This is a genomic window from Pedobacter sp. SAFR-022, assembly GCF_051965375.1.
GTDB lineage: Bacteria > Bacteroidota > Bacteroidia > Sphingobacteriales > Sphingobacteriaceae > Pedobacter.
Genome location: NZ_JBQCME010000006.1, coordinates 58,069 through 79,321, shown reverse-complemented (window position 1 = coordinate 79,321; position 21,253 = coordinate 58,069). Strand labels below are relative to the sequence as shown.

The window sequence follows — 21,253 nt, the reverse complement described above, 5'->3', positions numbered from 1 at the left end:
GGCAACAAATTGTAAAGCTTCACATCCAAGCGATGCCGAGGTGATGTTGTTCATCCAATTCCCAATTTTCTGCACGCTTTTAGGCAAAAGTCACAATTTCGGTAACAGTTGATTACGAGAGGTAATATTCAGGCAGTCAGCGATTATTTTAGTAGTAGAAACCAATGTAAATCTATGAATAGAAAGAATATTTATGTTGCGATTTTAGCTGTAGTCGCAACTGTGACTGCAAGCTGTTCCAAGGACGAAATCATCACTGAAAAAACTGATCAAGTAGCTCAAACATCATCGTCATTTGAGTACCAGGATCTTATTTTGCCGGAGAATACTGAAGCGCCCGCAGGTACAGATGCAACTGGTGGATTGAATTACCCGACCGCGCCACACCTGCAATTTCCCAACGGACCAGATGAAGAACTTCCATATTACCCCTTCGAGGTTGTAAAAAGCCCAACGGCTTCTTATCTGACTGAAACATGTCTGTTTGACGTTTCAAAACTAGAGAACAATAAAACCTATCATAAGTTGCAAAACGGAAGTCTAAGAATAGGCTTCTTTTCCGCCGGTTTTGAGGAACTTAGAATGCTTAAATTGGCCTCCTCAAGTCCAAGTGGCTGGAATGCCCAATGGGGATTTCCGCCAGCAGTTGAAAACGAAAAACCGGATGTATTCTATGCCCACCTTTGGAACTTTCAGTCCATGATCATCTACTTATCAAAGCCGTGTACGGAGTTTGGCTTCGAAATCGCGCCTAATAACAAGATCGGAACCCACCGGTTTTATGTTGATTATGGGGATTGGCTAAATGATGATACCAAAGGCAGTGTAAGCGTTGAAACTCATAGCCCTTCAGGCGCAAGTCTGGTAGCAGTTAAGGCGTCAAAACCGTTCAGACTAATTAGAATACTCAGTACCGGTAGTCCTACACTCCCCGTAGCTGATGGTTTGGCAATCGCGAACATTCGTTACCGTTTGGCCGGTAAGTAGCAGGAGCAGGCAAAAAGCGCTCTAATCCGAAGTTACATACTGCCGCAAGCGCTCCAGGTTCTGGATGGCGCTACCCATCGTGTTATTGAAATAGACATATACGGTCTTGCCTTCTTCAAGCCAGTCTTTAATGTAAGAAGCGTATTCCGCAAGAAATGCTTCGTCGTAACTGCCGCGGTAATTTCCCCCAGGGCCATGAAATCTGAGGTAGATGAAATCCTTGGCCGATTCGGTAAGCGCAGTACCTTCCTGAAGCTTATCATGCAGCACCAGGCCCATGTCCAAAGCATCCAGCATATCATAGGTGTCTGTCTGATACCAGCTCTGATGACGGAATTCTACAGCCACTTCCCAGGCTTGTTCCGGATCTGCCTGCCGGACTTGCAACAGCAACTGTTCCAGTTCCCGCAGGTGTACGGGTTTAATACTCCCGGGAAATTGTATCAGCAAGCTACCTTTTTTATCCCCTGCCGCCGCGATACGTTCAAAAAAATGATGGATATGCTCAGACTGAAATGCCAGCCCTTTGCTATGGGTGATCTCTCTCCAGAGCTTAAAAGTAAACTTGAAGTTTTCAGGGGTATCTGCAGCCCATTTAGCCACGGTAGATGCCATAGGAACTTTATAAAAGGAGCTGTTAATTTCTATGCTGTTAAACAACGAACCATAGTAACAAAGACGGCTTTTGGATTTAAATTCCTCAGGGTAGTATTCCTTATTCGGCACGGGAAGCAATAAGCCGCTTGTGCCAGTATAAAAATTTGATTCATTCATGCTTGTCCATAAACAGCTAGCACACCAAAAAGTTGTGTTTTACAAGTGCGTACTCAGTTAGGGGCTTGATTAAACAGACTCATTCTCCAAATGCTATCCAAAAAGCGACTTCAACAATCAACACCGAGGTTACCGATTACGTCCAGCTTACGATGTCTATGTGCGTAACTAAACGTTGCCAGGCTCATCTTTATCGTTTGTAGCCTCGATCCGCTGCACCTCTTTAATGACGAGCTTATCAATGGTGAGTGTACCAATTCTAAGGTCTTTGACTATGGCCCTTTTCACAATTAATCCGGCGATTGCGACTGCGCCAATCGCAACCGCACCTATGGCGAATGCGCCCAATGCGGAAGCTCCGATTGCGGTCGCGCCAACCGCCGATGCACCAATGGCCTTTGCGCCGGTCGCTACGGCGGCTTCCGCTTTTGCTCCAGTAAGCTTACTTAATGAACTACTCAGTATTTTCATGTCAAATTCGTTTGTATCAGAAAAGCAAAAATGAAACCAAAGCAGGCTTGGGCCAGAAACCCGCCACATGCTTGAAGGCTTCTATGGAAGACGATAACAATCAAAGACTATACGCAAATAAAACGCAGGTGAAACGCACCTGTGATGTGCCTTTGATGTGCGTTTCATGTGGGTCTGATGTGGGTTTGATGTGCGTTTGATCCGAAGCTGTCCTATCCTTGTCCTATCCTAATATAGCTATACGTGTTTAGCTGTTAATACTAAACTGCTTATACACCTGGAATTCTTATTCCTTGTCTGCCTACACACTAAACACCGATTTACGTGTTTTCTAAAAAAACCGCTTGGCCTGCAAGGTGCTTCGTCAAAATTTTGATGCCAGAGGTTTATAAATCTGTGCTTCAAACCCTTATATTGCAACTGTAAAGCATTATTCCGCTTAATTAACCAAATATATTTATGGGGATAAAAAAGCTCATGTTCTTCTTGTTAATCATTGGCCATGCTGCCATCGCTCAAGACAGGGATCCCGCACTGCATGCCTCTGCTAAATATGAGACCATTCTAGACTCAACTTCTTTCGGCAGCGCCAAAGCTTTTGAACAGCATTGGAATAACTTCTATCCCTGGGGAACCGATCATACGGTTCCGCCAGGATGTATAAAAAGCAAATCATTTTGAAAGACGGTGTCCTGGAACTTAAAGCAACCAGGCTGCGTAAAAACGAAGGTAAAAGTAAGCTCGATCCCTATTTGCCGATCAACTACCACGCTGGGGCGGTGCATGCCAAACATCAAATCGCCATAACGAAGGCGTATCCGGAGTACATTGTTTCCGGTGAGTTTAAAGCGCCGATTGCCGCAGGGACATGGCCGGCCTTCTGGTTAACCGCGGTTAATGGCTGGCCACCAGAAACCGACATCCTGGAGTTTAAAGGTGATCAGGTGAACTGGCAGAATACTTTCATAACGCCCAAAGACGTCACCACCATCAAAAAAAGCATTCCCGACGCTGATCAGCAATGGCATTCCTATGCGGCTGTGCTACAGCGTTTAGATGAAGAAAAGACGTTGATCACTTACTACATTGATGGTGAAAAGATGGGCGCGCACGACAGCAATTTTACAAACAAGCCGCTTTGGCTTATCGTTAACTTACAAATGGAAGGATCTTCCGGGCCAAATGGGCCGGAACAGGAAACGAGTTATTACGCTAGAAAAATCACGGTCAAACGTGTAAAGGCAGCACAATAGCGCCGGCGCCAATACTGAAAACCATATCAATTTAGAATTAAAACCTACCTGGAATTTATATATGCGGATGAAAATGAAGTACCTGTTCATGCTCCTTGCGGCTGCTAATCTGATCTCTTGTGCAGATCCTAAAAAAGAGGAGAAAGCTGATAATCTCGACCAGAAAGTTGAGGCCGGCCTTAAACTTGGGGCGATCCAGTATGCATATTTAGGCAGTAGAACGCCAAGCGGCCGTTACCCAAAGACCTACCATGAAAAAACGGACTCCCTGGAAACCAGTGATTCCGGGTGGTGGTGCAGCGGTTTCTACCCGGGTACATTGTTATATCTTAATGAAGCAGCCCCTAACCCGGAACTCAAACAACAGGCTAATGTGGCGCTCGGCGGGCTGGAGAATGAGCAGTTTAATAAGTCAACGCATGACCTGGGATTTATGATGTTCTGTAGCTTCGGTAATGCGAACCGTCTGGAACCAAAACCTGAGTACGACACCATCCTGTTAAACAGCGCAAAGTCTTTGTCCACACGCTATAACGCTAAAGCTAAGAGTATCCAATCCTGGGACAGTGCACCATGGAACAAGGCAGGAGCCAATGAGATGCCGGTGATCATAGACAATATGATGAACCTGGAGCTGCTCTTCTGGGCTACCAAATTTAGTGGGGACAGCAGTTTTTATAAGATTGCCGTTGACCATGCGAACACAACCATGAAGAACCATTTCCGGAAGGATTACAGCTCTTTCCATGTGGTCATTTACGACAAAAACAGCGGCGCGGTAGTTAAACAGATTACCAATCAGGGTGCTGCAGACAGCTCTGCCTGGGCGAGAGGCCAGGCATGGGGGCTATATGGCTATGTGGTGATGTATCGTGAAACTAAAGACAAAAAGTATCTCCAGCAGGCACAACATATTGCCGATTTCCTGCTCAACCATCCCAACTTGCCGGAAGATAAAATTCCTTACTGGGATTTCAATGCACCCAATATCCCGAATGCCTTGCACGATTCCTCGGCCGCTGCCATCATTGCCTCGGCATTGTTTGAACTGAGTACACTTGCTTCGGATGCAAAGGCTGCAGGTTATCGAAAAGACGCAGAATTTATGTTGAACAACTTACTTACGCCTCATTATCTGGCCTCACCGAAAACCAACGGTGGCTTCCTTTTGATGCATGGTGTTGGCAACATGCCGAATCAGACAGAAGTGGATACGCCTTTGAGTTATGGTGATTATTACCTTGTGGAAGCCATGTTACGGTATAAAAAGATGCAGAACAGATGAATAAAGTAAAGCCAGGTATTTTGTTGTTAAGTATGTTTGCCACCCTGCTGTTTTCGTGTAAAACCATGAAGCAACAAACGGAGGTCAGCGTGACGAATGCACTTGATTTCCCAAGAAAAGAAATCACTTCCATCAAGAAAGAACAACTCCCTACTAACCTGAGAAAAAGCGGGGAGCAGGATATCCGGGTTAAAGACAAACGTTCCGGTAAACTTCTGCCGCTGCAGTGGGTAGATAACGATCAGAATGGCACCGTCGACGAGCTGTTGTTTCCTTCGGAGCTTAATGCCAGATCAATTTCTAAATACATCATTTTTTTAGGCGCTGAACTTCCGGTTCCGGTTAGCAAAAGCAGCACCTATTCCCGTTTTGTGCCGGAACGTACCGACGATTATACCTGGGAGAACGATAGGGTTGCTTTCCGCGTTTATGGACCAGATGCGCAACAGCGAACAGAACAAAATCGGGAGAATGGTACACTATCCAGTGGGGTAGATCTCTGGCTGAAAAGAACCGACCAGCCGATCATCAATAAATGGTACAAAGGCTACCTTAGTGATCCTTCCTTTTACCATACCGACCGAGGAGAAGGTTATGACCCCTATCACGTAGGTGCAAGCAGAGGCGTTGGTGGCTCAGGGATCTGGTTGGACGATAGTCTGCATGTTTCCAAGAACTACATCAGCTACAAAACCATAGCCGTCGGGCCCTTGCGAACTGTATTTGAACTGGTTTATGCACCATGGAGCAAGTATGGTCTTCGGGAAACCAAAAGAATCTCGCTCGACCTGGGCAGCAACTTCTCGAAGTTTGAAGTTATGCTCCAGGCGGATCAGCAAATACCAAATTACACGCTCGGCATAACCTTGCACAAGAACGAAGGTGAGGCACAGCTGAATGAGCAGGCAGGTTATTTCCGGCATCAGGAGCTGATCGATGGCGTTTTTCTCGGGGAGGGCATTGTCCTTGATCCCGCAACCATCGAGCGCGCATTTGCACATCAATCTAAAACACCGGATCAAAGTAATCTCTTGATTGTGACCCGTCCGGCTAAGCAGATCACCTATTATGCAGGTTTCGCCTGGGAGAAAAGTGGCCAGGTACGCTCCGGCGCCGACTGGGACGGGATGCTCAGCAAACAGGCGCAAATTGTTGCACATCCTTTAGTTGTTACCATTAAATAAATCCTTACAACCTTCAATCGAAGCTTATGACCAAATCAGAAATCCGGTATGCACATCATCCATCAGACGTAAAAAACTATACGACAGAAGCACTGCGTGCGCATTTCCTGATCCCGACCTTGTTCGAATATGATACCATAAATCTTGTTTATACCATGTACGACAGGTTAATTGTAGGTGGCGTGCTTCCGGTGAGTAAGTCTTTGAATCTGGAGAGCATTGATGAACTGAAAGCTGCGAACTTCCTGGACCGGAGGGAGCTGGGGATCATCAACGTGGGTGGCGCGGGAGCGGTGAGGGTAGATGGAACCGTTTATGAACTGGCAAAAAAAGAGGCACTCTATGTTGGAAGGGGCGCAAAGGAAGTGGTCTTTGAGCGTTCAGGTGAGGAACAACCTTATTTCTACATCAATTCGGCACCTGCACATCATGCTTATCCTACAAAGAAAATTGGAAAGGCAGACGCTGAAGTGATCCAATTGGGTGATCAGCAATATGCGAACCGGCGTACATTGAACAAACTTATAGTGAACAGCATCGTCGAGACTTGTCAGCTGCAGATGGGTTTAACGGAACTACATCCAGGTAATGTCTGGAATACCATGCCTGCGCATACACACAATCGCCGGATGGAAGCATATTTCTATTTTGATCTGGAAGCGGGACAGACCATCAGTCATTTCATGGGTCAGCCGGATGAAACCAGACACCTGTTCATGCAAAACCATCAGGCCATAATTTCGCCCGAATGGTCGATACATTCGGGCGTAGGTACAAGTAATTACAGCTTTATCTGGGGCATGGCCGGCGAAAATCTCGACTATGGGGATATGGATGGTGTTAGTCCGGCTGAGCTGCGGTAAACTGTTTGATCATATCGTCCAGAACAGTCTTCCCTAAGCCTACACGATTTGCATATTCCAGGCAAAGCGCATACTCCTTGTCGTGGATCTCACCGTCTTGTGTCATCATCTGCACCAGGGTTTGCAGCTCCAGGGTCTTCTGCAGGCCGTCTTCGGGAATAACGAAAGTTAAAACCCCGAGGTTATCTGCCATTGGCATAACCTGATCTGAAGTAAGACCAAGGCGGTTTCCGATCGACAATAGGAGGTCGCTCTCGTCTTTTTCCAGGACCCTGTCTGCTGCGGCGATTAACACCAGGTTTTGATAGAAGGCAAGCTTCTTTTGTGGTGTATTCAGCACCTCCTCTAATGATTTTATATTTTGCATAGGAATGTTCGTTGATGTAAGGCCTGCGTATCAAATTCCTTACCATAAAAGCTTTTTCTGGTGTTTGCAAGGCGGGCTTAAGCGGCGGAGAGCGCATAGGAGGGGCTATATTCCATTAAATACAACACAGTTGTGTAAAAGTTACACTTAGGTTTCTTACCTGTAACCGGTGTAGGTTGCTGGTGTGTAAGGTGTTGTAAATGAGTGTGCAAGATGAGAATTGTAATTCTTGTAAATAGCCTGCGCATGTGGTGCCACTTTCAAAAAAATAAGGTTAATAAATTTTTAATTATATATTTGCAAGCGTTGCTGGATCGTGCAATGATGTGCTTATTAATGCATTAAGGCGTTCCATCAGAATACATTGAACAAGCCTTGCTAGAATGGCAAAAAAGGCAATTAAATTTAAAAGACAACCCGAATGCTAAATTTTGTTCTCTTTGGCCCACCGGGTGCAGGTAAAGGCACCCAATCAGAAAAATTGATCGAAAAATATCAATTGATTCACATCTCCACAGGCGATCTTTTCAGATCACACATCAAAAATCAAACGGCTTTAGGACAAAAGGTAAGCGCATTGATCGCAGAAGGTCAGCTGGTTCCAGATGGCATCACCATTGACATGCTGGAAGAAGAAGTGAACAAAACTCCGGACGCTAAAGGTTTTATTTTCGATGGTTTTCCGCGTACCATTCCACAAGCGGTTGCTTTGGATGAGTTTCTGGCGAAAAAAGGCACTTCAATTGCAGCAGTAATTGCCCTTGATGTGGATCAGGAGGAGCTCAAGAAGCGGGTTGCACAACGTCAGAAGGAATCTGGCAGGGTAGATGACCAGGCGGATAAGATTCAAAAACGTATTGAAGAGTATTTCACCAAGATCGTTCATGTACTGCCTTATTACGACGAGCAGAAAAAACTAACAAAAATCAATGGTATTGGCAGCATCGAAGGTATCTTCAATGAAATCAGTGCGGTTGTAGATCAATACTAATAACAAAATACCTTTAAATAGCGGGATAGATTTAATTCGTCCCGCTATTTGCATTTCTTATCTTTGCGCAAATATGCATTAGCGCATGTTGTTACGGCTTTTATTCAAAAGCCATCATTTCCATTAAATATCAAAAAATATGTCACAGGGTTCCAATTTCGTAGATTATGTAAAAATATGCTGCCGTTCAGGTAAAGGTGGACCGGGCTCGGCACATTTGCACCGCGATAAGATGACCTCCACAGGAGGGCCTGATGGTGGTGATGGTGGCCGCGGCGGACACATTATCCTGAAAGGAAATCCACAGTTCTGGACCTTGTTACACTTAAAATACCGTAAGCACATCATCGCTGAAGATGGTATGAGCGGATCCAGCTCAACTTCTACCGGTAAATCTGGGAAAGATGAGGTGCTTGAAGTGCCCCTGGGAACCATTGCCAAAGATGCTGAAACTGGTGAAGTGCTTATCGAGATCACCACAGAAGGGGAGACCAAGATCCTTACCCCTGGTGGACGAGGAGGACTGGGGAACTGGCACTTCAAGTCTTCGACGCTGCAGACGCCACGTTTTGCACAGCCAGGTGAAGCCGGCATTGAACGTTGGGTGGTGCTGGAACTGAAAGTTCTTGCAGATGTCGGTTTGGTAGGTTTTCCAAATGCGGGTAAGTCGACCTTATTATCCGTAGTGTCTGCGGCGAAGCCGGAGATCGCGGACTATGCTTTTACTACATTGGTTCCAAACTTAGGCATTGTCTCTTATCGTGGCGATAAGTCCTTCGTGATGGCAGACATTCCTGGAATTATTGAAGGGGCTTCTAAAGGTAAAGGTTTGGGATACCGCTTCCTGCGTCACATTGAGCGAAACTCCGTGTTGTTGTTCATGGTGCCTGCCGATACAAATAGAAGCATCACAGAAGAATATGAAATCCTGAAAAGGGAACTTAAGGCGTATAATCCGGAGTTGATGCAGAAGCCGCATATCCTTGCGGTGACAAAATCTGACATGCTGGACGAGGAGTTGATGAATGAAATGAAAGCGGATTTACCAGCAAACATTCCATCCATTTTCATCTCTTCTGTAGCACAAAAGGGGCTTACAGAACTGAAAGATATGCTCTGGAGAGCCATTGAAGGTTAATCTAGCTGATCTAGCGCCTCAAGGATAATTATACACACCTTCCTGATCTCAGCCGCTGTAATTACTAAAGGCGGTGCGATGCGCATCGCCGTTTCACAGTGCAGGAACCAGTCGATCACCACACCTTCATGACCGCATAGCTGACTAACTTTCTCGACCTGCTGAAAGCTGTCGAGCTGCATGCCTAACATCAATCCCATACCCCGGATTTCCTTGATCTTCGGATGTACCAGTAGTTCCCGGAACAGCGCCTCTTTCTCGAATACGGTGGCGACCAGTTGCTCTTCCAGGATCACTTCTAAATTGGCAAGCCCTGCTGCGCAGGATACCGGATGACCACCAAAGGTGGTAATATGGCCAAGGATTGGATTTTCCGCAAGTACGCTCATCACCTTTTTATCTGCGATAAATGCACCGATCGGCATACCGCCGCCTAATGCTTTGGCAACAAGCAGCACATCAGGCACGATGCCGTAATGCTCGAAAGCAAAGAGCTTTCCGGTACGTCCAAATGCCGCCTGTATCTCATCTAAGATGAGCAATGCACCCATTTCATCGCAGCGCTGACGAAGCTTTTGCATATACGCCAGATCGGCAACGCGAATACCTGCTTCGCCCTGTAAGGTTTCCATGATCACACAGGCGGTCTCTTCCGTGATTTGCTTCAGGTCTGCTTCGTTATTGAAGTTTATGAAGCTTATATCAGGCAATAAAGGGCGGTATTTCTGTTTAAATTCTTCATTACCCATTACGCTTAAAGCGCCGTGGGTACTACCGTGGTAAGCGTTTTTGCAGGAGATGATCTTAGTCCTGCCGGTATAACGTTTCGCTAGTTTTAAGGCGCCTTCGGTAGCTTCCGCACCGGAGTTTACAAAATACACGTTGTTCAGGCTGGAGGGTAGTACAGAAACGAGCTTCTCCGCAAATTTAACCATCGGCGTTTGCACGTACTCGCCATACACGGTTAGGTGCAGGTATTTGTTGAGCTGCGCCTGAATGGCCTCAAGTACGCGTGGATGGCGGTGCCCGATATTACTTACCGCAAAGCCTGACACCAGGTCGATGTAAGCTTTGCCATTGAAATCATACAGGTAAATGCCCTCGGCACGCTCTATTTCAAGCATTTTGGGCGTGGTAGAGGTTTGTGCGGTATTTAGTAAAAAGAGCTGTTTGTTACTGATCATGGGTATGGAATAGGGCTACAAAATTAGGAAACTATTTAAACTATGGTTTGTTATCCGCATAGATTAAACTTTGCCCAATGTCAAAATTCAATGAACTTATAAAATCCGAGAAACCTGTACTGGTTGATTTTTCTGCGGAATGGTGCGGCCCCTGCAAGATGATGGCACCAATACTACAGCAATTGAAGGGAATGATTGGCGATAGCGCAACCATATTGAAGGTGGATGTGGACCGCAACCCGGACGTATCCAACCTGTACCGTATTCAGGGTGTGCCTACATTGATCTTGTTTAAGAACGGGGAAATTAAATGGCGGCAGTCTGGTGTTGTACAGGCCAGCCAGCTGAAGTCCGTCATTGACGCTGCACTTTGATATTGCTGCTATTTCTGGAACAGAATATCGATTTGGGGCGGCAGAGGAAGCTTAACCAGCCTGTAAAACCTCAGGTAAGTGGAGTAATTAACTTGTTTGTATGGCTTGTTTCTGCCTGTCAAGATCTCTTAACCGGTTTTCCTTCTTGGCAAGCTCAGCTTGAGCATCAGCGAGTTTCTTTTGTGCATCTTCAAGCTTTTGGTTTGCCTCTTTCGCATCTTCTGCGTCATCCTGTGCATCGTCAGCTTTGGATTCTGCTTTTCGGATTTGCTTTAGATTGCCACTGGTGGCTGTAGATGCCTGTCTTCTGCTCTCTTCGAGTGATTCCCTTGATTTCGCTTCCGCCTTTTGCGCTTTAGCCTCGAGAACAGGAATATCGCTTCGTAACTTGTTGATGTCCCCCTGAAGGTTAACAACCTCACGCAAGAGCACCCGGTATTCCTTGTTCAGGTTTACGGTATCTGCGGCCGTAGTGTACGTTTTTGGGGAGCAACTGTAAAAGAATGCACTCAAGAATAGTGCGACAGGTAATAGGTAGATGATTTTCTTCATACCCCTATAAACCAATAACCATGCCTTTTTGAATGAAAGGCATGGTTATAATGGTGTTACATATTTCTGCGGTACTGTCCGCCGACCTCATAGAGGGCATGTGAGATCTGGCCTAGCGAGCAGTATTTACATACTTCCATCAACGCTTCGAAGATGTTCTTTCCCGCAATGGCGCTAAGTTGTAGTTCACGAAGAAGCGTTGCAGCCTGTTCCGCATTACGCGCCTGGAAGTTTTCCAATGCGGCAATCTGGAACTGCTTTTCCGATTCTGTAGCACGGATAACTTCTGCGGGTACAATGGTCGGTGAGCCATTCTTGTTCAGAAAGGTATTTACGCCCACAATAGGGTAGTCGCCATTGTGTTTCAATGTTTCATAATGCAGGCTTTCTTCCTGGATCTTACCACGTTGATACATGGTTTCCATCGCGCCAAGCACGCCGCCACGGTCGTTGATCCGCTTGAATTCCATCAACACGGCTTCTTCAACAAGGTCTGTTAATTCCTCTATGATGAATGCACCTTGTAATGGATTCTCGTTTTTAGCGAGGCCAAGCTCCCGGTTGATGATCAGCTGGATGGCCATCGCTCTTCTTACAGATTCTTCGGTAGGGGTGGTGATGGCTTCATCATAGGCATTGGTATGCAGCGAATTACAGTTGTCATAAATAGCATACAAAGCTTGTAGCGTCGTACGGATATCGTTGAAATCAATTTCCTGCGCATGCAGCGACCGCCCTGAGGTTTGGATGTGGTACTTTAACTTCTGTGAGCGATCATTACCCTTGTATTTGTTTTTGATGGCTTTAGCCCAGATCCTTCTTGCTACCCGGCCAATCACCGCATATTCCGGATCGGTGCCATTAGAGAAGAAGAAGGACAAGTTTGGAGCAAAATCATCAATATGCATACCACGGCTCAGGTAATATTCCACGAAGGTAAAGCCATTGCTCAAGGTAAAGGCAAGCTGTGAGATCGGGTTTGCGCCGGCCTCGGCGATGTGGTAACCAGAGATGGAGACGGAATAGAAATTACGCACCTGCTCATCGATGAAGTACTTTTGAATATCGCCCATCATCCTTAAAGCGAATTCGGTAGAAAAGATGCAGGTGTTCTGCGCCTGATCTTCTTTCAGAATATCCGCCTGTACCGTACCGCGTACAGTGCTGATGGCGTAAGCCTTAATCTTTGCATATACATCTGCAGGCAACACCTGATCACCGGTAACGCCAAGGAGCATCAGTCCAAGTCCGTCATTACCTTTAGGCAGTTCACCCTGGTAAACCGGGCGTTGCATGTTTTTGGCTGCATAGATCTCCTTGATTTTGGCTTCAACTTCTGCTTCCAGGCCATTTTCTTTGATGTATTTTTCGCATTGCTGATCAATTGCGGCATTCATGAAGAAGCCGAGCAACATTGGTGCAGGCCCATTGATGGTCATGGATACTGATGTAGAGGCCTTACAAAGGTCGAAACCGGAGTAGAGCTTCTTCGCATCATCAAGCGTCGCGATACTTACGCCCGAGTTACCGATCTTGCCGTAGATATCCGGGCGGATATGCGGATCTTCCCCGTACAAGGTAACCGAGTCGAAGGCTGTGGACAAGCGGTGTGCAGGTTGACCTAAAGACACGTAGTGGAAGCGCTTATTGGTTCGCTCCGGACCACCTTCACCGGCAAACATACGCGTTGGGTCTTCACCCTCACGTTTCAACGGGAACACGCCAGCCGCATAAGGGAATGCGCCAGGTACATTCTCGGTAAGTAACCATCGCAGTATATCTCCCCAGTCGTTGTACCTTGGTAAGGAAACCTTCGGTACTTTGATGTTTGAAAGCGAGGTGTAAAACAGCGGCTGTTTGATCTCTTTATCACGAACTTTGTAGATGAAGTCATCCTGCTTATACTGCAGCTGCATCTCCGGCCATTCGCGAAGCAACCTTTTGCAGCTGCCATCAAGTTGTTCTTCCAGGTGGTTGTAGACGTCCTGTAGCCCCGCACTCAGATTGTCACTGCCTGCGGGCATGTCTTCGGCAGATAGATCCATTACCCCTTTTAACTGGTACAGTTTTCTGGCGATGTCGCTCTGCTGTTGTACCCATTCATTGTATGCGGCACTGGCTTCGGCAATCTCCGCCAGGTAACGGGTACGGTCTGGTGGGATGATGTAAATCTTCTCCGACTGTGCGGAGGTCGTCAGGTTCTGAGCTTCGTAATCTATTCCGGTGACGGATTTGATCTTCTCCATGAGTGCGCTGAACAGGTTGTTCATGCCTGGATCATTGTACTGCGAGGCCATCGTGCCAAACACCGGGATGCTTTCATCCGCTGCATCAAAGAGGTTGTGGTTACGTTTGTATTGCTTACGAACATCGCGCAAAGCATCCAATGCGCCTCTTTTATCGAACTTGTTGATTGCGACTAAGTCTGCGAAGTCCAGCATGTCAATTTTTTCCAGCTGCGTCGCCGCACCAAACTCCGGTGTCATCACATACAAGGACACATCGCAGTGTTCTGTGATCTCCGTATCTGACTGCCCAATTCCGGAGGTTTCCACGATGATCAGGTCATAACCAGCAGCTTTACAAATGTCAATGCTCTCCTGAACATTTCTGGAAAGCGCCAGGTTTGCCTGCCGGGTTGCAAGAGAACGCATGTATACGCGTGGGTTGTTAATCGCATTCATGCGAATCCGGTCGCCCAGCAATGCGCCGCCAGTCTTTCTCTTGGAAGGGTCGACAGAGATGATGGCGATGGTTTTATCTTTTACTTCCAGCAGGAATCTTCTCACCAGCTCATCTACCAGCGATGATTTACCGGAGCCACCCGTACCGGTAATGCCCAACACAGGTGCTTGTTTAGCGGCACTTAGCTTTTTAAGTTCATCCACGAAGGCTTGTGTGGCTTCAGGGTCATTCTCGGCAATGGTAATTGCTGTGGCGATGCTTTTCACATCTTTGCTTTGTACGCCCTGCAGTTCGTTAGAGATCGTTTTTGCAGTGACAAAGTCCGTTTCCTGGAGCATGTGGTTGATCATTCCCTGCAGGCCCATTTTACGGCCATCATCTGGAGAATAAATCTTGGTAATTCCATATTGCTCCAGTTCAGCAATCTCCTGGGGCAGGATCACACCGCCGCCGCCGCCAAAGATCTTGATGTGTGTGGCACCGCGTTCCTGCAAAAGATCATACATGTATTTGAAGTATTCAAGGTGTCCACCCTGGTAGGAGGTCATGGCAATACCCTGGACATCTTCCTGGATGGCGCAGTTAACAACTTCATCTACGGAGCGGTTGTGACCAAGGTGAATCACTTCGGCTCCAGAGGACTGCAGTATGCGGCGCATGATGTTGATCGTCGCATCGTGCCCGTCGAATAAAGCAGCTGCAGTTACAAAGCGTATCTTATTTTGTGGTTTATAAATTTGAGTTTGTTCCATAAAGGAGATTTATATTTGGCCAGTAAAGTTAATAAAAAAATAAAGCCGCAGATTCTGCGGCTTTATGCTTGATGCGATATTTACCTTATCGTTTTCTGAAGAGACTAATGGTCTGTAAGTTCAGTAATTGCCTGCCCCACCGTGCCATTTGGCATCTGAATTTGCAGCATTGCTGCAATGGTAGGTGCAATATCCGTCATATGATGAGGTTTGTTTGTCTTGCCTGGTTTAACCTTCCAACCCATGAATACCGCCGGGATATGCGCATCATACGGATTCCATGAGCCGTGTGTGGTTCCAGTGCTTCCACCGTCAAACCAGTTTGGGTTTAAAATGAAGTAGATGTCGCCACTGCGGCGTGCATTGTAGCCATTTGCGATACGCTCTTTAAGCAGCGCCGGCAAAGTGGCTTCAGTCAGTTCCGTGATATCAACGGCGTTTAAAATACCCGTTTGTTGCTTAAGGAACTTGATGGTGGTTCTCTTCATATCTTCAAAGTCCAGCTCAGCTTTCTCAATTTCGGGTTTGTTGAAGATTACCTGATTGTTCATCACCGTCAAAACACTTCTCTGAATTTTGAACTCCTGTTCCAATAGTTTATTCAGGCCTGCAGCCAATTGCCGGTTACTAACCACGCCAGCTGGTAACTTGTTTGCTTCCATGAATTTAGGAACGTGCGCTGCGCCATGATCGGCAGAAAGGAAGAAAAGGTAATTTCCTTTACCCAGCGTTTTATCCAGGTAATTGAAAAAAGCTTCTAAGTCCTTGTCCAACCGCAGGTAGGTATCTTCTGCTTCGATTGAGTTTGGTCCAAACTGGTGGCCCACGTAATCTGTTGAGGAACAGCTCACGGCAAGGAAGTCTGTGTTACCCGCCTGACCCAGCTTCTCATGTTCAATTGCCAGCTTTGCCATATCCAGGGTCATCGTATTACCGAAAGGTGTACTTCTTACCAGGTCGTAGTTTTTATTTATGGCGTCTGTTAGCTTATGCGGAAAGGTAGAATTGGCTTCCCCTTTATAGCGGCCCTCAAAGGCATTATCATCTGAAGTACTCTGGGTATAGGTCTCTATCGGGTATAAAGTCTCCCAGTTTTTTTCGTAGAACCTGTTCTGGTGTTTCGCATTGTTATAGGCTTCTACCCAGGCAGGCAACTGCTGCATATAGTAGGTGCTGGTGATGAAATTTCCATTGGAGCCATCGTACCAGTACGCTGCATTTGCCGAATGGCCAGCCGGTAGGATGGAGCCACGATCTTTCATCGAGATACCAATAACTTTACTTTTGAAATTGGTCGCCAACCTGAGTTCATCCGCAATGGTGGTGGTCAGCATGTTCTTTGGCGACATCTCACCAGCATTTGAGGTAGTACCTACAGATTTTACAGACTTATCTTCTGCGCAATAAACATCACGTTGTAGTTCCGGGTCGTACCAGTTATTTCCGATGATGCCGTTAATTGCAGGCACAGATCCGGTGTAGATGGAGGCATGTCCACATGCAGTATAGGTGGGTAGATAAGGGATCATGGTGTTTTCGGCAGAGAAACCTTCGTTTACCAGTCTCTTGAATCCGCCCTTGGTATAACGGTCATAATACCTGTAGAGATAATCCCAGCGCATTTGATCTACGACCAGTCCGACAACTAACTTCGGTCTTTCGATTACCGTACTGCCCGTTTTCTTTCCTGTGGCACTAGCATGCTTTTTCTGCGCATACACTGCTGGATTAAGCAATAGCAGCGCGGTTAATATCAGGTATACCTTTCTCATCATATATAAATTAGGATGCCTAAAGGTATAAACTATGCAGACCTAATAACAGCTATGGAATGTAAAGAATTTATAAAACTTCGGCGACTACAAAGGTACTTCCACCAACAAATACAAGATCATCGGCAGCTGCATGCTGTTTTGCCGCACTTAAAGCTTCGGTAACTGTTTGGAACGCGCTGCCATGCAGCCCATGTGCCTGTGCCTGATCCTGTAAAGCAGCAACAGGAAGCGCACGCTCCAGTTTCGGTTGGCTGAAATAATAGCTTGCTTCTTTTGGAAGCAGCCCAAGGATTTTGGAGATGTCTTTATCTTTCACCATGCCGATCACGAAATGTAACCGCGCGTGCGGCGTCGCTTGGATATTCTTCAGCACCTCGGTGATTCCGCCCACATTATGCCCCGTATCACAGATCACCCGTGGATTAAAACTCAAAGTCTGCCACCTGCCTTGCAAGCCTGTAAGCTTTTTGACCTGCGACAAAGCATCATAAACATGCTCAGGTTCAATTTTAAAGCCCCGGGCATTCAGCTGGTCTACGGCAGCGAGCACTGCTGGGATGTTGTATTGCTGGTAGCTGCCATTCAGATCCAGCGCAAGGTCTTTATACTGAAGTTTCCCGTTTTTCTGAACGGAAAACACAAGTCTATTGTCTTTGCTGCACAGGCCCTCAACCTGGTATTCGCGTGATGCAAACTGCAGGCTTGTACCCACTTCAGCAGCTTTATCGACAAATACAGCCCTGGTTTCCGCTGCTTCTTCACCAACAATCGCGGGCACACCAGCTTTAATGATCCCTGCCTTTTCAAAAGCGATCTTCGGAAGGGTATCGCCAAGGATGTTGATGTGATCAAGACTGATATTGGTAATAAGCGATAGTTCCGGCTGAATAATATTGGTAGAGTCGAGCCTGCCACCCAAACCAACCTCAACTACCGCAACGTCAACCTCTTCAATCGCGAAGTATGAAAATGCCATGGCTACAGTAACTTCAAAGAATGATGGCTGCACGCGTTCAATCACCTTCATTTGTTGTTTTACAAAGGCGGTGACGAAAGCTTTCGGCGCCATCTTCCCATTGATGCGGATACGCTCGCGGAAATCTTTAAGGTGAGGGGAGGTGTATAAGCCGGTTTTATAGCCGGCTTTTTGTAGAATTGCAGCAAGCATGTGTGAGGTCGAACCTTTGCCGTTCGTACCAGCAACATGTATGCTTTTGAAAGTATCCTGAGGGTTCCCCAGACTTTCACAAAGTGCAAGGGTATTGGTTAAATCTTTTTTAAGCGCTGCCTCTCCAATCCTGGTAAACATCGGAAGTTTACTGTATAGGAAATCCAGTGTCTCTGAGTAGTTCATGAAATTATTAATGATGAAGCAAAAAGCCTATTTCACCTTGAAATTAAATATCACCACGCCCACCTGAACGTCCGGTGCATTTTCACTTTGATTAAGGCGTGCACCCATTACCGCTTCTTTACACTTCTGCCAAAGCTCACGGTCGTTCAAGGTGGTGCCTTTCACTCCCGGAACAGCGTTGATGACAATACCTTCACGGTTAATGGAAATCCGTACAGCGATTTTGCCGGTCTTCTGACCATCATCCTGGGGCGTTACCAGGTTGGTAAAACGTCTTAATGCAATTGGCGTTTCGCCGAAGCCTGAACCACCTTCGCCGTAGTTGTTGGATAGTGGGTCGCCATTGATGCTTCCCTGATTACCCGGCGTACTACCAGTACCATCACCTTTGCCGGTTCCGGTGCTCTTCTTGCCTTTGTATAAGGCATTCTGGTTGATGGTTGGCGTGGCAGGCTTTTCTTCAGCAGCAGCCGTAGGCGCTTGTGTGCTGGTTGATTTTTTGGTATTTACCGCAACCGCTTCTTCCGTAGATTGTGTCTGGATGTCTTTTGCACTGGATTCCACCACACTCTTGGTTGGCTCCTGCGGTACCGGAACAACCTTATCCGGGAGTTCATTATTTGCATCAGGATCAGCTGAAGGCTCTTCAAGGCTCGTATAGTCCGTACCCATACCTTCAACAGAGGTACCGTAGTTTACAACAATACCACCCATTCCAGCTTCCACCGGAGGCTCGAAGGTCCCTATCGCTATGAAATAGCTTAATACCAGGAAAAGCGCCATAATCCCGGTAGAGATGGCCAGCGCTTTTGGGTAATTATTTTCTTCCTCGTGGTAAATCATTATTTTTTAGGTTCTACAGCTAAAACAACTTTCAGCTTTAATTGATTTGCAACATCAAAAACCTGCATGGTGTTCTCAATAGAAACACCTCGTGCTACATATAAAACGATGGTTAAGTCTGGCGAAGCCTGTTGGTAGCTTTCTACTGCGGCCTGTAAACCCTCCAGATTAACCTGCTTCTTCTCCACAAAATACTCCAGGTTCTCACTGATCGACACCGTTATGGTCTTTTGTGCGTTCGACTGCTGGCCCGACTCCGATCTTGGCAGCAGCAGTTTCACCACTTGCGGGTTAACCACCGCCGAAGCAAGCAGGAAGAACAACAGCAAGAAGAACATGATGTCATTCAGCGCAGAAGTATGAACTTCAACCGTGGCTTTATTTCTCTTACGTAAATTCATTATTTACCTGGCTCTTCTAATAAGTCAATAAACTCGATGGAATCAGTTTCCATACGCAGGATAATACGTTCCACCATCATGTTCAGGATGTGGTACAACACGTAAGCTACGATACCGATCACCAAACCGCTGGCTGAAGTGATCATCTTAACGTATAAACCGCCTGAAATGGTACCAATCTCAATAGCTCCTTTGATGGAAACATCATGGAAGATCTGGATTACCCCGATGATCGTTCCAACGAATCCAAGCATCGGCGCAATACCAGCAACGATACCAAGGATGTTGATGTTCTTCTCCATTTTGGAAACCTCAAGTTTACCCACGTTCTCAATTGCACCTTCAATCTCTTTAATCGGACGACCGATTCTTCTTAGCCCTTTTTCAAGCATTCTGCTTAAAGGAGAACGATTATTTCTGCATACTGTTATGGCGTGATCTAACTTTCCTTCATGGATATATTGTTTGATCTGCAGCATCAGGTTCGCCTCACTTTTGGAAGCATTTCTGATGGTGATGTAACGTTCAATAAAAATTACCAATCCTAAAAATGCAAGCAATGCAAGTGGGATCATTACCCATCCACCCTGAAATAGCAGGTCAATGAAATGTATCTCCTGAGGCGGTGTTGCAACCACCTGATTGGTCAGGCTTGTGGTATCAGTTAGTTGTGTTGCTGTGTCTACGGTACCTTGTAGCAATGTGATCATATTATTGTGGTTTGTTTTTGTAAATGTATAAGCCTTTGATTTTCAATTTTTCACCCAATCTATCGCGTGCCTCTTTAGCGCTTTGCTCGTCCTTTAACGTGGCGATACTCATTTTTAGTCTCTTACCAGGTGCGTTATGAACCACTTTAGCTTTGATGCCGCTCCTTTTCATCGTCTCGATAAACCAGCTCGCTTCCTTTTCATTCAAAACGGAAGCGCCAATAACCTCATAGGTAACCACGGTATCTGCAGCAGCCTTGGCTACCGGTTGAACCGTTTTCAGGCTATCAACTGAAGGCGCTTTTTCCATTTTCAAGCGCGCTGCAGCAAGGCTGTCGGCCTGTGCCGTGGAGTCTACGATGCTTTGATCCCTTGCAATACGCGCCAGGCTGTCAGCCCTAAGCTTTTCCACCGTAGCGTTCGGAACAGTAGGTTCTTCCGTAAAAGAGCTGGATATTCTTGGATACAGGTAATAGGCGGCAACGCTGAGCAACAAAATCGCCAGCAATATCACCGCAACCTTGGTAAGCAAGGAGCCGCTTTCAGCAGGCGGTTCTTCTTTAATGGTATAGTTGATGCGGTTCTCAATGATCGGGCGCCTGATTTCGTTCAGGATCTCTTCATTGGTTTCCTTGCCTGGATTTTCCTCTTCCAGTAAATTCTCCGTAACGATGGCTTCCTGTTTGGTCATAGGTTCTGCAACAGGTTCCTGCGCTTGTTCCTTTGCAGGTGCTTCTTCCTCCACAACCGTGCTTACTGGAATGGTTACCGGAATAACAGGCGTAACCGGAATAACAGTAACAGCTTCTTCAGGTTGTTTAACCTCTGGCTCCTGCTTTAGAGGCTCCTGAGCCACTGGTTCCTGCGCTACAGGCTCTTCAATCTTTGGCAAACCGAAGAACTCGCGGCCTGGTTTAAAGTCTGCATGCTGTTCCAGTACGGTTTGTCCGTTCACCTGGCGAAGCACCCCGATAGGTCCAAAGTCCGCATAACCCTGATCGGCCAGCTGCTGGCTCAGCAGTATGGCAAACCGGCTGATTGCATCTGCTGCAACCTCCCGGCTTACGTTTTCTTTGGCCACCAGCTCGTTGATTAACAAACTGGAGTCACTGATTTCCTTTTTAAAAGCTGTAGTAGATCCGGGAGGCAGAAAAGAGCGGCTAACGCTGTCGTATCTGCCTGGAGATTTCTTTTTATAAATGGTTCCAAAGCCATCAATTCCGACTTCTTTATGAAACTGAATTAACTCAGCTACGTACTTTACTATCTCCATCGGGGTAAAAATAAATTATAATTCTATAGTAAGCAAT

Annotated in this window: 21 protein-coding genes; 9 read left to right on the top strand and 12 right to left on the bottom strand. The window is 46.5% G+C overall.

The annotated features are described in order from the left end of the window. The first annotated feature begins 174 nt into the window (after positions 1-174). Positions 175-987 (top strand): hypothetical protein, encoded by an 813-nt coding sequence (locus tag ACTHQF_RS14295; RefSeq protein ID WP_440431133.1) that lies wholly within the window; start codon positions 175-177, stop codon positions 985-987. A gap of 21 nt (positions 988-1,008) precedes the next feature. On the opposite strand, the gene ACTHQF_RS14290 is transcribed toward ACTHQF_RS14295, so the two are convergent. Together ACTHQF_RS14290 and ACTHQF_RS14285 are read right to left on the bottom strand one after the other, a co-directional pair. After that, positions 1,009-1,761, bottom strand: a complete 753-nt coding sequence (locus ACTHQF_RS14290) for a DUF72 domain-containing protein (RefSeq protein WP_440431131.1) — start codon at positions 1,759-1,761, stop codon at positions 1,009-1,011. A 168-nt stretch (positions 1,762-1,929) separates the two neighbouring features. Continuing rightward, positions 1,930-2,232 carry a hypothetical protein gene (locus tag ACTHQF_RS14285; RefSeq protein WP_440431130.1) on the bottom strand — a complete coding sequence of 101 codons (303 nt, stop codon included), beginning with the start codon at positions 2,230-2,232 and terminating at the stop codon, positions 1,930-1,932. Between the two features lie 459 nt (positions 2,233-2,691). On the opposite strand from ACTHQF_RS14285, the gene ACTHQF_RS14280 reads away from it, so the two are divergent. The 5 genes from ACTHQF_RS14280 (at position 2,692) to kduI (ending at position 6,817) form a co-directional block, all read left to right on the top strand. Continuing rightward, complete coding sequence (locus ACTHQF_RS14280; RefSeq protein ID WP_440431128.1) at positions 2,692-2,913, top strand: hypothetical protein; 222 nt, start codon at positions 2,692-2,694, stop codon at positions 2,911-2,913. Next, positions 2,910-3,485 (top strand): glycoside hydrolase family 16 protein, encoded by a 576-nt coding sequence (locus ACTHQF_RS14275; protein ID WP_440431126.1) that lies wholly within the window; start codon positions 2,910-2,912, stop codon positions 3,483-3,485. Before ACTHQF_RS14280 ends, ACTHQF_RS14275 begins: the two co-directional genes overlap by 4 nt. 73 nt (positions 3,486-3,558) lie before the next feature. Then, positions 3,559-4,770: a glucuronyl hydrolase gene (locus ACTHQF_RS14270; RefSeq protein WP_440431124.1), complete on the top strand. Its 1,212-nt coding sequence runs from the start codon at positions 3,559-3,561 to the stop codon at positions 4,768-4,770. A 65-nt stretch (positions 4,771-4,835) separates the two neighbouring features. Next, positions 4,836-5,954, top strand: a complete 1,119-nt coding sequence (locus tag ACTHQF_RS14265; protein ID WP_440431122.1) for a DUF4861 family protein — start codon at positions 4,836-4,838, stop codon at positions 5,952-5,954. Positions 5,955-5,980: 26 nt separating this feature from the next. After that, positions 5,981-6,817: a 5-dehydro-4-deoxy-D-glucuronate isomerase gene (gene kduI / locus ACTHQF_RS14260; protein ID WP_440431120.1), complete on the top strand. Its 837-nt coding sequence runs from the start codon at positions 5,981-5,983 to the stop codon at positions 6,815-6,817. Here the strand turns inward: kduI and ACTHQF_RS14255 are convergent. Next, entirely contained in the window at positions 6,795-7,184 is a 390-nt protein-coding gene (locus ACTHQF_RS14255) for a hypothetical protein (RefSeq protein ID WP_440431118.1), read from the bottom strand. The two genes, kduI and ACTHQF_RS14255, sit on opposite strands and share 23 nt — an antisense overlap. A gap of 421 nt (positions 7,185-7,605) precedes the next feature. Between ACTHQF_RS14255 and ACTHQF_RS14250 the strand changes: the two genes are divergently transcribed. Both ACTHQF_RS14250 and obgE read left to right on the top strand, forming a co-directional pair. Beyond that, on the top strand, positions 7,606-8,175 hold the full coding sequence (locus ACTHQF_RS14250; RefSeq protein ID WP_440431116.1) for an adenylate kinase: 570 nt from the start codon (positions 7,606-7,608) through the stop codon (positions 8,173-8,175). A gap of 139 nt (positions 8,176-8,314) precedes the next feature. After that, positions 8,315-9,313 (top strand): GTPase ObgE, encoded by a 999-nt coding sequence (obgE, locus tag ACTHQF_RS14245; RefSeq protein ID WP_440431115.1) that lies wholly within the window; start codon positions 8,315-8,317, stop codon positions 9,311-9,313. On the opposite strand, the gene ACTHQF_RS14240 is transcribed toward obgE, so the two are convergent. Then, positions 9,310-10,497 carry an aspartate aminotransferase family protein gene (locus ACTHQF_RS14240; RefSeq protein WP_440431113.1) on the bottom strand — a complete coding sequence of 396 codons (1,188 nt, stop codon included), beginning with the start codon at positions 10,495-10,497 and terminating at the stop codon, positions 9,310-9,312. The two genes, obgE and ACTHQF_RS14240, sit on opposite strands and share 4 nt — an antisense overlap. A 77-nt stretch (positions 10,498-10,574) precedes the next feature. On the opposite strand from ACTHQF_RS14240, the gene trxA reads away from it, so the two are divergent. Further along, positions 10,575-10,871 carry a thioredoxin gene (trxA, locus tag ACTHQF_RS14235; RefSeq protein ID WP_440431111.1) on the top strand — a complete coding sequence of 99 codons (297 nt, stop codon included), beginning with the start codon at positions 10,575-10,577 and terminating at the stop codon, positions 10,869-10,871. 87 nt (positions 10,872-10,958) lie between these two features. Here the strand turns inward: trxA and ACTHQF_RS14230 are convergent, their stop codons facing one another. The 8 genes from ACTHQF_RS14230 to ACTHQF_RS14195 form a co-directional block, all read right to left on the bottom strand. Further along, positions 10,959-11,423, bottom strand: coding sequence for a hypothetical protein (locus ACTHQF_RS14230; protein ID WP_440431109.1), 465 nt, complete (start codon positions 11,421-11,423; stop codon positions 10,959-10,961). Between the two features lie 56 nt (positions 11,424-11,479). Continuing rightward, the gene (locus ACTHQF_RS14225) at positions 11,480-14,860 is read right to left on the bottom strand and encodes a methylmalonyl-CoA mutase family protein (RefSeq protein WP_440431108.1); all 3,381 of its coding nucleotides are present in this window, start codon (positions 14,858-14,860) and stop codon (positions 11,480-11,482) included. A 104-nt stretch (positions 14,861-14,964) separates the two neighbouring features. Beyond that, positions 14,965-16,635 (bottom strand): alkaline phosphatase PafA, encoded by a 1,671-nt coding sequence (gene pafA / locus ACTHQF_RS14220; RefSeq protein ID WP_440431106.1) that lies wholly within the window; start codon positions 16,633-16,635, stop codon positions 14,965-14,967. A 67-nt stretch (positions 16,636-16,702) separates the two neighbouring features. Beyond that, positions 16,703-17,989 carry a bifunctional folylpolyglutamate synthase/dihydrofolate synthase gene (locus ACTHQF_RS14215; RefSeq protein ID WP_440431104.1) on the bottom strand — a complete coding sequence of 429 codons (1,287 nt, stop codon included), beginning with the start codon at positions 17,987-17,989 and terminating at the stop codon, positions 16,703-16,705. Positions 17,990-18,016: 27 nt separating this feature from the next. Next, positions 18,017-18,832: an energy transducer TonB gene (locus ACTHQF_RS14210; RefSeq protein ID WP_440431102.1), complete on the bottom strand. Its 816-nt coding sequence runs from the start codon at positions 18,830-18,832 to the stop codon at positions 18,017-18,019. Continuing rightward, positions 18,832-19,233 carry an ExbD/TolR family protein gene (locus tag ACTHQF_RS14205; RefSeq protein ID WP_440431100.1) on the bottom strand — a complete coding sequence of 134 codons (402 nt, stop codon included), beginning with the start codon at positions 19,231-19,233 and terminating at the stop codon, positions 18,832-18,834. The genes ACTHQF_RS14210 and ACTHQF_RS14205 overlap by 1 nt, the downstream gene beginning before the upstream one ends. Beyond that, complete coding sequence (locus ACTHQF_RS14200; protein ID WP_440431098.1) at positions 19,233-19,943, bottom strand: MotA/TolQ/ExbB proton channel family protein; 711 nt, start codon at positions 19,941-19,943, stop codon at positions 19,233-19,235. Before ACTHQF_RS14200 ends, ACTHQF_RS14205 begins: the two co-directional genes overlap by 1 nt. Before the next feature lies 1 nt (position 19,944). Further along, positions 19,945-21,216 carry a hypothetical protein gene (locus ACTHQF_RS14195; protein ID WP_440431097.1) on the bottom strand — a complete coding sequence of 424 codons (1,272 nt, stop codon included), beginning with the start codon at positions 21,214-21,216 and terminating at the stop codon, positions 19,945-19,947. Between the last annotated feature and the right edge of the window lie 37 nt (positions 21,217-21,253).